Origin of the sequence: Streptomyces milbemycinicus (assembly GCF_002154605.1) — a bacterium.
Classification (GTDB): Bacteria; Actinomycetota; Actinomycetes; order Streptomycetales; family Streptomycetaceae; genus Streptomyces; species Streptomyces milbemycinicus.
The window spans coordinates 1-13118 of the sequence record NZ_MUNE01000670.1 but is presented as its reverse complement, the minus strand read 5'-3'; the positions used below and the strand labels follow the sequence as shown (position 1 = coordinate 13118).

Here is a 13118-nt window from a genome sequence, read left to right as displayed (position 1 = left end):
AGGACCCCAAGGTGCGGGCCGCCGCCCGGGCGGCGGTCGACACCTCGGTCCTCGCCAAGGACGTGTACGAGGGCCACGCCGACCGCGGCCAGGGCGTGTTCGGGCCCGCCCTGACCTGGGCGGCCGGCAAGCGCGTGGCGCCGGAGGGGCGGGCGCGGGCCGCGCGCGTCCACGGCACAGCCATCACCCTCGCCACCTACGACAACCGGCCCGAGCTGCCCGAGGTCGCCCAGGTGCTGCAACAGCAGCTGAAGAAGGCCGGATTCGCCGTCAAGGTGGAGGTGCGCGAGTCCTCGCGGATCGAGGGCGACGCGCTCGCCGGCAAGTTCGACGCGTTCGTCGGCGCGCGCAACACCATGCTCGACACCGGCGACCCGGTCTCCGTCCTCGCCAGCGACTTCACCTGCGACGGCAGCTACAACCTGGCGCTGCTGTGCGACAAGCGGGTCGACCGGGCGGTCGCCGAGGCCGAGTCCGCCGACGAACCCGCGAAGCGCCAGGACGCGACGATGGCGGCGGAGGCCGAGGTCCTGCGCACGGACGCGACCATCCCGCTCGTACACCAGCGGATCGTCCACGGCGTCCGCGCCTCGGTCCACGGTGTGCTCCTCGACCCGTACGAGCGCACCCTCATCGGCCCCGGGACCCGGCGCTGAGCGCCATACGCCGCGGCGCCCCGGCGGCGGGCGCGCTGTGGCGCGTCACCGTGGCCGCGGCCCTGCTGTGCGGCATCGGCCTGCTGCCGTGGCTCTCCCGCACCGACCCCGCGCGCACCGTGCTGGAGGCGCGGTCGGCCGAACGCGACCCCGCCCCCGAGGTGCTGGCCGCCGTACGCGATGAACTCGGCCTCGACGCCGGGCCCCTGCACCTGCTCGGCCAGTGGCTCGGCGGGCTGCCGCGCGGCGACGCCGGCCACTCCTGGATCTCCGGCGAGGCCGTACTGCCCGCCGTCACCACGGCCCTCGGCGCCTCGCTGCTGCTCATGGCCGCGGCCCTGGCCGTCGCGGTGGTCACCGCCGCCGCGGTGTGCGCCCGCACCCTGAGGCTGGTCGCGGGCCTCCGGAGGCCATCCGGACAGCGACCAGGGGCGCCGCGCACCGGCGGGGCGGCGGCGATGCTCGCCGCGCTGCCCGAGTTCCTGACCGCCTCCGTCCTGGCCACCGTGGTCGGGGTGCAACTCGGCTGGCTGCCCGCGCTCGGCTGGTACGGGCCGCGCTGGCTCGTCCTGCCCGCGCTGGCCATCGGCCTGCCCACGGGGGCGCTGCTCGGCCGGATGCTCGACGACGCGCTGCCCGGCGCCTTCGCCGAGCCCTGGGCGCGGGCCGCCGCCGCCCGAGGCATCCCGGGCCGGCGCATCGCCCGGCACGCGCTGCGCCGGTGCGTCCCCGGACTGCTGCCCAACTTCGGGCTCTTCGTGGTCGGCCTCACCGGCGGCGCGGTCGCCGTGGAGCAGATCTTCGACATTCCCGGGCTCGGCCGGCTCACCCTGGAAGCCGCCATCGCCCAGGACCTGCCCGTGCTCCAGGCCGGCACGCTCGCCCTGGTGGCGCTCGCCGCGACCGTGGGCGGCCTGGCCCGGCTCGCGGGCCGCGCCCTCCTCGGACCCGCGCTGCGCGACGGCGCGCTGGTCACCCTGCACCGGCCCACCGCCCCGGAGCCCCGTACGCTTCCCCTGCTCTACGGCGCGCTGCTGCTCGGTGTCATCGCCCTCGGCCTGGCCCGCGACCCGCTGGCCCTCGACACCGCCGCCCGGCTCCAACCCCCCTCCTGGGCGCACCCCTTCGGCACCGACGCCCTGGGCCGCGACCTCATGGCCCGGGTCGGCCACGGCGCGCTCACCACCCTCGCCCTCGCGCTCGCGGTCAGCGCCACCGCGCTGCTGGTCGGAGTGGCGCTCGGGCTGGTGCCACGGGTGTCCCAGGCCCTCGTCGACACCGTCAACGCCGTACCGGCCGTACTCGCCGGACTCCTCGTCACCGGCGTCACCGGCGGCGGCCCCGCCACGCCCGCGCTCGCCGTGGCCGCGGTCGCCTGGGCCCCGCTGGCCGCGCACACCTCCGCCCTCCTGCGGCAGGAGCTCGCCACCACCCACCTCGCCGCCACCCGCGCGCTCGGCGCCGGACGGCTGCACGTGCTGCGGCGCGCCCTGCTGCCCGCCGTACTGCCACCGGTGACCCGGCACGCGCTGCTGCGGCTGCCCTCGGTGGCGCTCGCCCTCGCCTCCCTCGGCTTCCTCGGCCTCGGCGCCCAGCCGCCGTCCCCCGAATGGGGCCTGCTGCTGGCCGAGAACCACCCGTACGCCGAACGGGCCCCCTGGGCGGTGCTGGCCCCCGCCGCGATGCTCGCCGTCCTCGGGGCGCTGGCGGTCACCGCGGCCGGCGGGGTGCGCCGGCCGTGGCCGGGCCGCGCCCGGCGCGCCGACCAGGCGCCCATCGCGGTGCGGAAGCAGGCCCGATGACCGGCACCCGGGCGCCTGCCGGTACGACCCGCCCCTGGCGGCGGCGCGCCGGGCTGCCGCCCCTGCTGCGGCTGCTGATCTGGACCCAGCTCGCCTTCAGTCGGCCATGTCCGGGATGTGGAAACCCGCTTGGCCCTCCTTGACCAGGTGTACGCGCCACTGATTTGATCGAAGGCATGAAGCGACAGGATCTCACGCGGCGACGCCACGTCGATCTCGCGCGCGTCTCCAGCGCGTCCTGTCCCTGTCGGGCCTGAGCGAGCCCGCCCCCATCCTCGCCGCATCCTCCACGCGTCGCCTTTGACCCATCCCGGCCGCGCGTGTTCCGGCTGTGCGTTCTTCCGCGCCGCGATGCCACCAGCGTGACCGCGGCACCGCGCCCGTACGCCTCGATGCCCCGTCATTTCGCTCCCGCGCCCTGACCGGCCGACCGGCCGGACCACCGCATCGCACCACCTCCCCGAAGGGTCCGCCATGGCCACCGTCCTGTCCGTCTCCGGAAGCCCCTCCGCCACCTCCCGCACCGCCCGGCTGCTGCGCCACCTGGACGCCCGGCTGGAGCGCCACGGACACGAGGTGATACCGCTGGACGTCCGTACGCTCCCGGCCACCGCCCTGCTCGGCGCCGACTTCGCGCATCCGGCCATCGTCCGGGCCACCGCCCTGTTCGCGCGCGTGGACGGCGTCGTCATCGGTACGCCCATCTACAAGGCCGCCTACTCCGGTCTGCTCAAGTCCCTGCTGGACCTGCTCCCGCAGTACGCCCTCGAAGGCAAGACCGTACTCCCGCTCGCCACCGGCGGCACCACCGCACACGTCCTGGCCATCGACTACGCGCTGCGCCCGGTGCTCAACTCCATGGGCGCCGGACACATCGTCCAGGGCTGGTTCACCCTCGACAAGGACCTCCAGACCGGGCCGGACGGCGCCCTCACCATCGCCCCCGGCTCCGCCGAAGCCCTCGCCCAGGTCGTCGACCGGTTCTCGCTCGCACTCGGCGGCACCCCGCTGCTCGCCGCCGCCGGCTGACACGCCCAAACGGCTCCGGCGCCCCCGATGTCCGTGCCGGCCGAACACCACCTTGAACGGAGTTTCCGCGTGAGTCTCACCTTTCACTGGTTCCTGCCCACCAACGGCGACAGCCGCCATGTCGTCGGCGGCGGCCACGGCTCCCCGGCCACCGTGACCGGCGGCGACCGGCCACCGACCGTCAACTACCTCTCCCAGATCGCCCGTGCCGCCGAGGACCTGGGGTTCGTGGGGGCGCTCACACCGACCGGCGCCTGGTGCGAGGACGCCTGGCTGACCACGGCCATGGTCAGCCAGCGCACCGAGCGGCTGAAGTTCCTGGTCGCCTTCCGGCCCGGCTTCCTGTCGCCCACCTTCGCCGCGCAGATGGCCTCCACCTACCAGCGGCAGACCGGCGGACGGCTCATGCTCAACGTCGTCACCGGTGGCGAGAGCCGGGAGCAGCGTGCGTACGGCGACTTCCTCGACAAGGACGCCCGGTACGCGCGCACCGGAGAATTCCTCGGCATCGTCCGGGAACTGTGGGACGGCAAGACCGTGGATCTGACGGGTGAGCATCTGCGGGTGGAGGACGCCAAGCTGGCCCGGCTGCCCGACCCCGTCCCGGAGGTGTACTTCGGCGGCTCCTCGCCCGCGGCGGGGGTGGTGGCGGCCCGGCACGCGGATGTCTACCTCACATGGGGTGAGCCGCCCGGCGCGGTGGCGGAGAAGATCGCCTGGGTACGGGGGCTGGCGGCGAAGGAGGGGCGGAGCCTGCGTTTCGGTATCCGGCTGCATGTCATCACCCGGGACACCGCGGAGCAGGCATGGGCCGAGGCGCGGCGGCTGCTGGACGGCTTCGACGAGGCGACCGTACGCGCGGTGCAGGAGGGCCTGGGCCACAGCGAGTCCGAAGGGCAGCGGCGGATGCTCGCGCTGCACGGCGGGGGCCGTGACGGCCTGGAGATCCACCCCAACCTGTGGGCCGGCATCGGGCTGGTGCGCGGCGGGGCGGGGACCGCGTTGGTGGGCAGCCACGCCGAGGTCGCCGACCGGATCGCCGAGTATCACGCGCTGGGCATCGACGAGTTCATCCTGTCCGGATACCCGCACCTGGAAGAGGCGTACTGGTTCGGCGAGGGCGTGTTGCCGATCCTGCGTGGGCGGGGTCTGTGGAACCACCCTTTCCGTGGCGAGGGGCGGGTCGCGGCGTAGCTCTCTTTCGCGTGTCCAGGAGATCGTGAGAGCCCTGGCGCGCAGGTACGGTTTCCCCCAACTGCCGTAGGGCGAACGGCAAACAACGGGGGAGTGACGTGGGAACATCGGGGGACACGGCGCTGCGCGCACGTCTGGTCGAGGTGAGCCGCCTCGGCCGGGCCGGCCGGTTGCGGCAACTATCGGGCCAGGGCCCAGGAGTACGCGCGGATGTCCAGCCCCCGCCCGACGTACGACCTCGAGCGGTTCGTGGACACGCTGACGGAGCATGGCGAGCGCGGCGAGAGCCTGACCCGCCCCTGCCGCGCTTGCATGAGAACCATCGTTCTCGTAGAGTCCTCGGCAGAGGCGAGAACGATGGTTCTCTCCCGTGAGGAGTCGATATGTCCGAGGAATCACGCCCCCCATTTCCTCCCTTCACCAGGGAATCCGCCATCGAGAAGGTCCGCGCCGCCGAGGACGGCTGGAACACCCGCGACCCCGAGAAGGTCGCCCTCGCCTACTCGGTGGACTCCCGCTGGAGGAATCGCGCGGAGTTCGTCAACGGCCGCGACGAGATCGTCGCCTTTCTGACCCGCAAGTGGCGCAGGGAGCTGGACTACCGGCTGATCAAGGAGTTGTGGGCGTTCGACGGCAACCGCATCGCCGTGCGCTTCGCCTACGAGTGCCACGACGACTCGGGCAACTGGTACCGGTCGTACGGCAACGAGAACTGGGAGTTCGACGAGAACGGGCTGATGACGCACCGCTACGCCTGCATCAACGACCTGCCGATCAAGGAGTCGGAGCGAAGGTACCACTGGCCGCTGGGCCGTCGCCCGGACGACCACCCGGGGCTGAGCGACCTCGGCCTGTGAGGGCCTTGACCTCGGCCTTTGACGGCCTTGGCGTGCACTCGACGTGCTGGGTGGCCACCGACTAGGCTCGGGGGTGCGGCATCGCGTGTCGGTCACCGGCTGGGTGAGACATGGAGGTGCCGGGACATGCCTTGTGGAGGCATTCCAATATGTCAGTCGAGTTGAATCACACCATCGTGCACTCCCGGGACAACCGGGAGTCCGCCGAGTTCCTGGCGAACATCCTGGATCTTGAGGTCGGTGCCGAATGGGGCCCGTTCATCCCCGTGGCCACCAGTAACGCGGTCACCCTGGACTTCGCCACGATCCCGGCCGAGTCCATCACCATGCAGCACTACGCCTTCCTCATCTCCGACGAGGAGTTCGACGCGGCCTTCGGGCGGATCAAGGACGCGGGGATCACGTACTACGCCGATCCGCACGGGAAGCAGCCGGGCGAGATCAACCATCACCACGGCGGGCGCGGCCTGTACTTCCACGATCCGGCCGGCCACGGCATGGAGATCATCACCCGCCCTTACGACAACCCCGAACAGGGCTGATCGTCGGGATCGTGAGTGACACCACCGGCCGGGGCGGGCGCCCCGGCCGGTGCCGTAAACGAGTTCACCGCGCCGCGCCCACGGTCTCCTCGCTCAGGCAGGCGTACGCCCGCAGCCGCTCCGGATGCTCCCGCTCCGCGCCGACCCGCAGCGCCGCGTACGGCCCGGACAGCCCGGCAAGACGCGGCATCTGACGGATGACCAGGGTGTCCCCGGGGGCGATCAGGCCGTCCAGGACCGCCTCGACGAGCAGATGGTTGAGGTGCACCAGACAGTCCGCGACGGTGATACCGGCCGTGGCCACGTACAGCTCGCGCCGCACCGGCGGCCGGTGGCGCGGGCCGATGGCCTTCGGGATCCGGACCGGTGTGTCGGGGCGTGGCGGCAGGCCGCGGGAGCCGTCGAAGAGCTTGAGCAGTCTGCGCAGCCCGGCGGAGGCGCCCGCCGGGGCCGGTCCCGTCCACGCGGCCGAGCCGTCCTCGGCGATGTGGTCGAACCGGACCCGGTCGCCGAGGTTGTCCGGGTTTCCGGCCAGGAAGATCGTACGGGAGAACGAGCCCCGCCACGCCGCCAGCCGCTCCGGCGCCAGGCCGATGGCGAACTCACAGGTGGCGCGCGCCCATTCGGCCAGTTCGAAGCGGCGCACGACGGACACGGCGAGCAGTCCGTCGGTGTCCGCGAACTCCTGGATCCGGGCGTGCACCTCCGACAGGGCGGTGGCGGTGGACAGGTCCACCTCCTCGGCCAGATCGGGGCGGGCGACCCGGATACGCCGCGCGGCCTCGGCCCGCAGCAGGTCCTGGGAGAGCTTCACAGGAACACCGCCGGCAGCAACTCGTGGACCGGGGCCGGGCGGTGCTTGGCCAGCAGCCCGGAGGTCAGGCGGTACGGGTCGACGTACGCGTGGTCGCCGCGTTGCCGCTCGAGGAAGCCGGTCAGCCCGGCTTCGGCTGCCGCCGCGTCGGCCGGGGTCTCGTACGACCCCAGCATCCGCTCGGCGCGCACCACGCACTGGCGCAGCAGGTCCGGGCGGAACGACTGCCGGTCGCCCGGCCCGAGTGTGGCGATGAAGTACAGCCGCATGCCGAGCCGCAGCGCCGGTCCGCCGTGGTCGGCGCCCAGAGCCTCGAGCAGCGCGCCCGCCGAGTGGCCGCGCCAGTCGCCGTGGCGCGCGGACCGGATCTGTCCGTCGATCGGCACCCGCCCCACCGGCACCCGCCGCACGACCGGGCCGAGCTCCGCCAGCACACGCTGCAGCAGCTGGTAGTCGGGCTCCAGCTCGCGGTCGTAGAGCAGCACCACCTCGTCGTAGCCGGGGACGAGCGGGACCAGCTCACGCAGCGCACACGCCAGGTAGTTGGGCCGCCCCTGCGCCGTGGCGATCTGCCGCAGCGGCAGCCCGTACCGGGTGGCGTCCAGATACACCGGCCCGCCGTACTCGCGCATGTCCAGGCACAGCCCCAGTGGCACCAGGCGGTCGAGCACCTCGTCGAGGGTCATACCGGGCGGCTGGTGTTCGGTGAGGCCGGGGTCGTGCATCCCCAGCCGCGCGTACTGTGCCGACCACAGTTCCAGGACCCGGGCGCTGGACGGATGCACCCAGCCGTGGTGCTCGATCGCGTCGAGGTACGGCCGCAGTGCGGACACCGGGGTCTGGCGGCCGTCGGCGCGGTAGCCGACGTACAGCTCGCCGATCTCCTCCTCGGACAGCTGGGAGTAGTCGGTGTCACCGAGCGTGTGGTCCAGATACTCCCAGAAGCCGAGTGTCTGGTCGGTGGGGTGGTATGTGGTGGGGCTGTAGCGGTAGGTGACATCGGCCAGCTGCGCGGTGGCGCGGTACATCACATCGACCCAGAAGAGCCCCTTGAGGTGGCTGGGGGTCAGTGGTTTACCGGGGGTGACGGTGACCGGCGCGAGCAGCACCCGGGGCCGGCCGTGGCGGGGCGCGGCCGGGGCGTCGGCGCCACCGGGGAGCGGCGCCGGGGCGTACGGCGGCCTGGGGGCGCCGCGGTCGCCGCGGAGCAGCGGTATCGGTTCCACGGTCCCCGTCATGCGGTGCGGCTTCCGTGGACCAGGAACACCCTCTCGGCGCCCTCGGCCGTGCGCGGGGGCACGGGGTCCCGCCACCGGCCGTAGTGGGCCGGCTCCTCCCCGGGCTGCACCGCCTCGACGGTGAAGCCGTGCCGCCCGAACAGCGCCTCGGGCTGGTCCGTGCCGAACACCCACGGGCAGCCCCAGTCGGCGAACACCTTCAGCAGGCCACGCATGTTCGGCGCGGTCAGCGCCACGTCGTTGACCACGTCCGCGCCGATGCGGCTGCCGGGCGCGGTCACCGCGGCGACCCGCCGCAGCAACTCCTCGACCTGGCCTTGCGCGAAGTAGTACAGCAGCCCTTCGAAGAGCCAGGTCGAGGGCAGACCGGGGTCGTAGCCCGCCTCCAGCAGAGCGTCCTCCCAGCCGGGGGCGAGCAGATCGGCGGGGACCGGGCGGCGGTCGGCGCCGGGCGTCTCGGCGGCCAGCAGCTTCTCCTTGGCCTCCAGGACCGACGGCCGGTCGATCTCGAAGAAGCGGACGTGGTCCGGCCACTCCAGCCGGTAGGCGCGCGAGTCCATGCCCGCCGGGGCCAGCACGATCTGGGTCATCGACGGGTCGGCGGCCGCGCTTTGCAGCCAGTCGTCGAAGAACCGGGTGCGGATAGGGTTGAAGTCGAAGGTGCTCGGCACCGTGCGCGGGACCTCGCCGCCGGGGAAGGTCGCCGATCGGATCTCGGCCAGCAGCTCGGGGCCCGCGTCGCCGACGAGCGCTTGTGCGTACGGGTCGTGGTAGAGCCGGTCGTCCCTGCGGCTCTCCCCGGCCCGGAGCGCGGCGGTGAGCAGACAGGTGCGCTCGATGGCGTCGAGTTGCGTCATGATCGATCTCCTTGCCGGGCGGCCGCGCCGGTGAGCTGCCGCCAGTTCTCCGGGTCCGGTCGGAAAAGCCGGTCCTTGACCTGAGTGGGCCGCACCCCGCGGCCGACCGATTCCTGCCACTCCTCCAGGAAGGCGTCGCGGTCGAGCCGGATCAGCTCGGCGGGGCCCAGCCGGCCCGCGTCGCGGGCCGCGCGGTAGTCGGCCGACTCCCGGGTGAGCTCGGTGTCGAGCGCCGCGGTGAGCCGCCGTGTCTCGTCGGTGCTCCACGCCGACTCGCCGGCCAGGGCGAACACATAGCGGGGCGGCCGGCCGTCGGGGGTCTCCACATGGCATGCGGCGTTGCGCGCGGCGAGGCCGGCGCCGCCCAGCGCGGACTGCAGGGCCCGGACGACCTGTGCGTCGCGCAGCCGCTCCCCGGCCACGTCGGAGCGGTTCCTGCGGCCCGCGTACGACACCCGCGGCACTCCGTCCACCACATCGACCACCCGGACCACATCGCCGCCCGCGTAGCGGTACAGGCCGCCGACATGGCTGTAGATCGCGTGGTACTCCCGGCCCGGCTCCAGTTCGTGCGGTGCGAGCGTTTCCACATCGGGGCCCAGGTCGCGGTCGGCGTCCACGAACTCGTACACGGAGGCCGTGACGACCAGGCTGCCCGCCGTCGGGTGCCGGTCCAGCGCCACGCCGACCGGGCCCTCGGATGCCGCCACGGGCGCCGGCAGAGCCGTCACCGAGGGGCCGAACTCCTCGCGGAGCCGGGGCAGATAGAGCGAGGCGAGGCCGGTGGTCCAGCAGAACAGCAGCCGCATGTTGGGCCAGATGTGGGCGGGCCGTACGGTGCCGAAGTACGAGGCCAGCCGCTCCAGTTCGGCGGCGCGCTGCGGGTTGGGGGAACGGAACGGATGGCCGCCGAGCGTGCCGTCGCGGACGTCCTTGACGATGCGCGGCCACCACAGCCTCAGCTGGTACGGCACCGCGGCGACCATCGCCGGATTGATCCCGATGACACAGCGGACATCGCTTTCGACGGCCATGCGCAGCCGCAGATACATCTTCTCCACGTGGTCGTCCGGCGCCACCGGCACCGGCAGGGTGGCCCAGGGGGCCGCGGTGCCGGGCTCGGCCGACAGATGCTCGCCGAACATCTTCCCGAAGTCGACCTGGCTGGCGCCGACATGGGGGCGTCCGGAGGCGGTGGTGGCGGGGGCGACGACGGGGTCGTGCTTGAGATTGAGCACCGCGTCCGGCCGGGTGAGGACGTCCGGGAAGTGTTCGGCCATCGGAGCCCAGGCGGCGTAGTAGAAGGGGAAGAAGGTGGTGCGCATGAAGCGCGGGGTGACCGGGATCTTCTTATGCGCTCCGGTGCTGCCGCTGCTGGTGAAGAACACCGCGGGCTGGTCGGCGGTCAGGACGTTCGGCTCGCCCTCGGCCATGCGCTCGATCCACGGCGAGAGCGCCGCGTAGTCCTGGACCGGAACCGCCTTGCGGAGGTCGTCCAGGGTGCGCAGCCGGTCGAAGCCGTGGGCCTTGCCGTAGGCCGTTCCCGCGTTGAACGTCAGCAGGTCGGTGAGGACTTCGCGCTGCCGCGCCGCCGGGTCCGAGAACGCCCGCCGCAGCCGTTTCCGCTCCTCGAACACCCGGGCCCGGTAGCGGTCGAGCCGGTCCTCGGGGGCCGGGGGCTCGGTGTTCCGGTGCTCGGTGTTCTGTGCCCCGGTGCTCTGCGCCCCGGTGTTCTGTGCCCCGGTGTTCGGGACCTCCGCGGCCTGGGGCTCAGCGGTCTTCATCTGACAACACCTTTCGTATGGCCTGGGCGGTCTGGGCGATATCGCCCTGCGCCCGGATCACCGTGACCGGCAGATGGCTGATCTCGTCGAGCATCAGGCGCCGCAGTTTGGTCTGGTAGGCCGCGAAACCCTTGGGGTCGGGGCGGTCGCCGTAGTACTCCAGCCGGTTGGTGGCCGCGCCGTTGCCGGAGCGGCGCCAGGCCGTGGCGGTGGACACGTCCAGGAACACCACGCGCCGCGGCTGCGGAAAGGAACGCCACCACGTGTACATCGGGTTGTCCCGCAGTCCGGCGAGCCTGCACTTGGCCAGGATCTTGTAGTAGTACGAGTCGACGAGCGTGGGCGACGACGGGTCGCTCGCCTCGATGCGGTCGCGCAGATGCACCACGGCCGTCTGCAGCAGGCTGGCCGTGAATTCCGGCGAGTAGTCCGTCCCCAGGGACGGCAGCACGTCCACCGCCACATCCCTGCGCAGCCGGCCGATCAGCGCGTGGGCGGGCTGAAGAAAACGTTCGTCCGTGGAGATGAGCCGCCAGGACGGAGACGAACTGGCGAACTCGGACATCACCGAGGACTTTCCGGCGTAGTCCGGCCCCAGGAGGACGGAGAAACCGGGATGGGTCGTCCGCACGATCGGCACTCCTCACGTAGTTCCAGTGCTCGCCACCGCGGTCCGGGCCGCGGTGGCGGCCCGCCGATCGGCTGCCGGGGGTGCCGTCCCGGCTGGGTGGGGAAAGTCAACATCGCTGGGATAGGCATCCGATCAGGAGAAATTGGGATGCGAGCGGGTGTTCGGAAGTCGCGGGCCGGAAAGCGGAGCGGCAGCCACCAGATCGGTGTTGACGTCGGATAACACGCCGCGCGCCCGGGCCCGCCGGGCGAAAGTTGATGTCCATATCCTGGTCCGCCCCTCGGCGGGGGCGAGCGGAAGGCCGGAAGACCGGACTTTTCCCCGGACTTTTCCTGCCACGCAGAACACTGCGGCGCGTAAGCCACGGCGACTAGAGTGATCTACGAGCGTCGGGGGACAAGGCTCGGAGGCGAAGGAATGCGGGGGACGGCCTTTTCGCGTGCGTGCACGGAGCGGCAGTGGGAACGGCCGGCGGTCTTTCTCATGGTCTACGCGACAGCGGCCGCGCGGCTGGGGGAGCCACCGGCGGTGACCGCGCGCCAGTTCCACCGGTGGCGGCAGCCCGGGCCGCCCTGCCCTCAGCCCTCCGCACAGCGTGTCCTGGAGGAGATGTTCGGCACCCCGCTCCACCACCTCGGCTTCGACGTGCCCGAACACCGCCGACGGGACACGGCGGCGCCCCCGGTGGCCGCGGCCGTGCCGCCCCCGGCCGCCCTGCGGTTCACGGTCCTGGGGCCGGTGCGGGTGCGGCGCGGCGATGAGACGCTGGCCGCTGGACGGCCACAGGAGCGCGCCCTGCTGTGCGCGCTGCTGATGCGCCGCGGCCACACGGCCACCGCGCAGGAACTGATGGACGCGGTGTGGGGCGGCAAACCACCGGGCCGCGCGCTCGCCACCCTGCGGACGTACGCCTTCCAGCTGCGCAAGACCCTGGGCCCGCGCGCCCTCGTCTCCGACTCCGGCGGATACGCGCTGCACATGCCGCCCGAGGCGCTGGACCTGGTGGTGTGCGAGGGCTACGAGGCGCAGGCCAGGATCGCGCGGGCCGCGGGCGAACTGCCGCGCGCCCGGACACTGCTCCGCAAGGCCCTGGACCTGTGGGACGGCGAACCACTCGGCGGCGTTCCCGGGCCCTACGCCCAGGCACAGCGCGCCCGCCTGACGGAGTGGCGGCTCACCCTGTTACAGGCCCGGCTGGAACTCGACCTGGAACTGGGCCACCACACCGCGGCCATCGTGGAGCTCACCGCGCTGTCCGTCGAATACCCGCTGCGGGAGCGGCTGCGCGCGCTCCAGATGCTCGCGCTGTACCGCGGCGGCCGGCAGGCCGAGGCGCTGCGGGTGTACACCGACACCCGCCATCTGCTCGCCGAAGAGCTCGGCGTGGACCCCGGCCCCGAGCTGACCGAGCTCTACCAGAACGTCCTGTGTGCCTCCCCGGCCCTCGCCCACCCCACGGTCGTGCGACGGCGCCCGCCCGCCAAGGACACCGTCCCGTACGCCTCACCGCGCCCCGCGCAACTCCCGGCCGAATCAGCCGACTTCACCGGCCGGGCCGCCCTGGTGCACCGGCTGGCCGAGCAACTGCCCCGCGCCCAGGGCGCGGTGATGCCCGTCCTCGCCGTCCGCGGGCTCGGCGGGGTGGGCAAGACCGCGCTGGCGTTACGGGTCGCCCATACGGTCCGCGGCCACTTCCCCGACGGGCAGCTCTACG

The 13118-nt window shown here is 72.8% G+C and carries 13 protein-coding genes; 8 read left to right on the top strand and 5 right to left on the bottom strand.

Annotation, left to right across the window (positions count from 1 at the left end):
• The 7 genes from CCN51_RS42270 to CCN51_RS42245 all read left to right on the top strand — a co-directional run.
• On the top strand, window positions 1-656 hold a 656-nt coding region (locus CCN51_RS42270), incomplete at its 5' end, for an ABC transporter substrate-binding protein (protein ID WP_245881792.1).
• A 50-nt stretch (window positions 657-706) separates the two neighbouring features.
• Window positions 707-2458 carry an ABC transporter permease subunit gene (locus CCN51_RS42265; RefSeq protein ID WP_014173616.1) on the top strand — a complete coding sequence of 584 codons (1752 nt, stop codon included), beginning with the start codon at window positions 707-709 and terminating at the stop codon, window positions 2456-2458.
• Window positions 2459-2634: 176 nt separating this feature from the next.
• Entirely contained in the window at window positions 2635-2715 is an 81-nt protein-coding gene (locus CCN51_RS60340) for a putative leader peptide (protein ID WP_353594285.1), read from the top strand.
• A gap of 217 nt (window positions 2716-2932) precedes the next feature.
• Complete coding sequence (gene ssuE, locus CCN51_RS42260; protein WP_014173615.1) at window positions 2933-3487, top strand: NADPH-dependent FMN reductase; 555 nt, start codon at window positions 2933-2935, stop codon at window positions 3485-3487.
• A 69-nt stretch (window positions 3488-3556) separates the two neighbouring features.
• On the top strand, window positions 3557-4681 hold the full coding sequence (locus CCN51_RS42255) for an LLM class flavin-dependent oxidoreductase (RefSeq protein WP_014173614.1): 1125 nt from the start codon (window positions 3557-3559) through the stop codon (window positions 4679-4681).
• Window positions 4682-5064: 383 nt separating this feature from the next.
• Window positions 5065-5538 (top strand): nuclear transport factor 2 family protein, encoded by a 474-nt coding sequence (locus CCN51_RS42250; protein WP_014173613.1) that lies wholly within the window; start codon window positions 5065-5067, stop codon window positions 5536-5538.
• Between the two features lie 149 nt (window positions 5539-5687).
• Complete coding sequence (locus tag CCN51_RS42245) at window positions 5688-6080, top strand: VOC family protein (RefSeq protein WP_014173612.1); 393 nt, start codon at window positions 5688-5690, stop codon at window positions 6078-6080.
• A 64-nt stretch (window positions 6081-6144) separates the two neighbouring features.
• Here the strand turns inward: CCN51_RS42245 and CCN51_RS42240 are convergent, their stop codons facing one another.
• The 5 genes from CCN51_RS42240 to CCN51_RS42220 are packed head-to-tail and all read right to left on the bottom strand — an operon-like array spanning window position 6145 to window position 11404.
• A complete protein-coding gene (locus tag CCN51_RS42240) occupies window positions 6145-6894 on the bottom strand; it encodes a DUF6182 family protein (protein ID WP_014173611.1) in 750 nt (249 codons plus the stop codon).
• The gene (locus tag CCN51_RS42235) at window positions 6891-8132 is read right to left on the bottom strand and encodes a hypothetical protein (protein WP_014173610.1); all 1242 of its coding nucleotides are present in this window, start codon (window positions 8130-8132) and stop codon (window positions 6891-6893) included. The genes CCN51_RS42240 and CCN51_RS42235 overlap by 4 nt, the downstream gene beginning before the upstream one ends.
• Window positions 8129-8989: an SAM-dependent methyltransferase gene (locus CCN51_RS42230; protein WP_014173609.1), complete on the bottom strand. Its 861-nt coding sequence runs from the start codon at window positions 8987-8989 to the stop codon at window positions 8129-8131. Before CCN51_RS42230 ends, CCN51_RS42235 begins: the two co-directional genes overlap by 4 nt.
• The gene (locus tag CCN51_RS42225) at window positions 8986-10773 is read right to left on the bottom strand and encodes a GH3 family acyl-acid amido synthetase (protein ID WP_014173608.1); all 1788 of its coding nucleotides are present in this window, start codon (window positions 10771-10773) and stop codon (window positions 8986-8988) included. Before CCN51_RS42225 ends, CCN51_RS42230 begins: the two co-directional genes overlap by 4 nt.
• Complete coding sequence (locus CCN51_RS42220) at window positions 10760-11404, bottom strand: hypothetical protein (RefSeq protein ID WP_043488868.1); 645 nt, start codon at window positions 11402-11404, stop codon at window positions 10760-10762. Before CCN51_RS42220 ends, CCN51_RS42225 begins: the two co-directional genes overlap by 14 nt.
• Window positions 11405-12013: 609 nt before the next feature.
• On the opposite strand from CCN51_RS42220, the gene CCN51_RS42215 reads away from it, so the two are divergent.
• Window positions 12014-13118: AfsR/SARP family transcriptional regulator (locus CCN51_RS42215; protein WP_245881793.1), on the top strand; the 1105-nt coding region annotated here is incomplete at its 3' end.

What these genes read in the sequence shown, in the direction of transcription:
- ssuE (WP_014173615.1), top strand. Translation starts at nt 2,933, where the DNA reads ATGGCCACCGTCCTGTCCGTCTCCGGAAGCCCCTCCGCCACCTCCCGC.
- CCN51_RS42225 (WP_014173608.1), bottom strand. Translation starts at nt 10,773, where the DNA reads ATGAAGACCGCTGAGCCCCAGGCCGCGGAGGTCCCGAACACCGGGGCA.
- CCN51_RS60340 (WP_353594285.1), top strand. Translation starts at nt 2,635, where the DNA reads ATGAAGCGACAGGATCTCACGCGGCGACGCCACGTCGATCTCGCGCGC.
- CCN51_RS42230 (WP_014173609.1), bottom strand. Translation starts at nt 8,989, where the DNA reads ATGACGCAACTCGACGCCATCGAGCGCACCTGTCTGCTCACCGCCGCG.
- CCN51_RS42250 (WP_014173613.1), top strand. Translation starts at nt 5,065, where the DNA reads ATGTCCGAGGAATCACGCCCCCCATTTCCTCCCTTCACCAGGGAATCC.
- CCN51_RS42235 (WP_014173610.1), bottom strand. Translation starts at nt 8,132, where the DNA reads ATGACGGGGACCGTGGAACCGATACCGCTGCTCCGCGGCGACCGCGGC.
- CCN51_RS42245 (WP_014173612.1), top strand. Translation starts at nt 5,688, where the DNA reads ATGTCAGTCGAGTTGAATCACACCATCGTGCACTCCCGGGACAACCGG.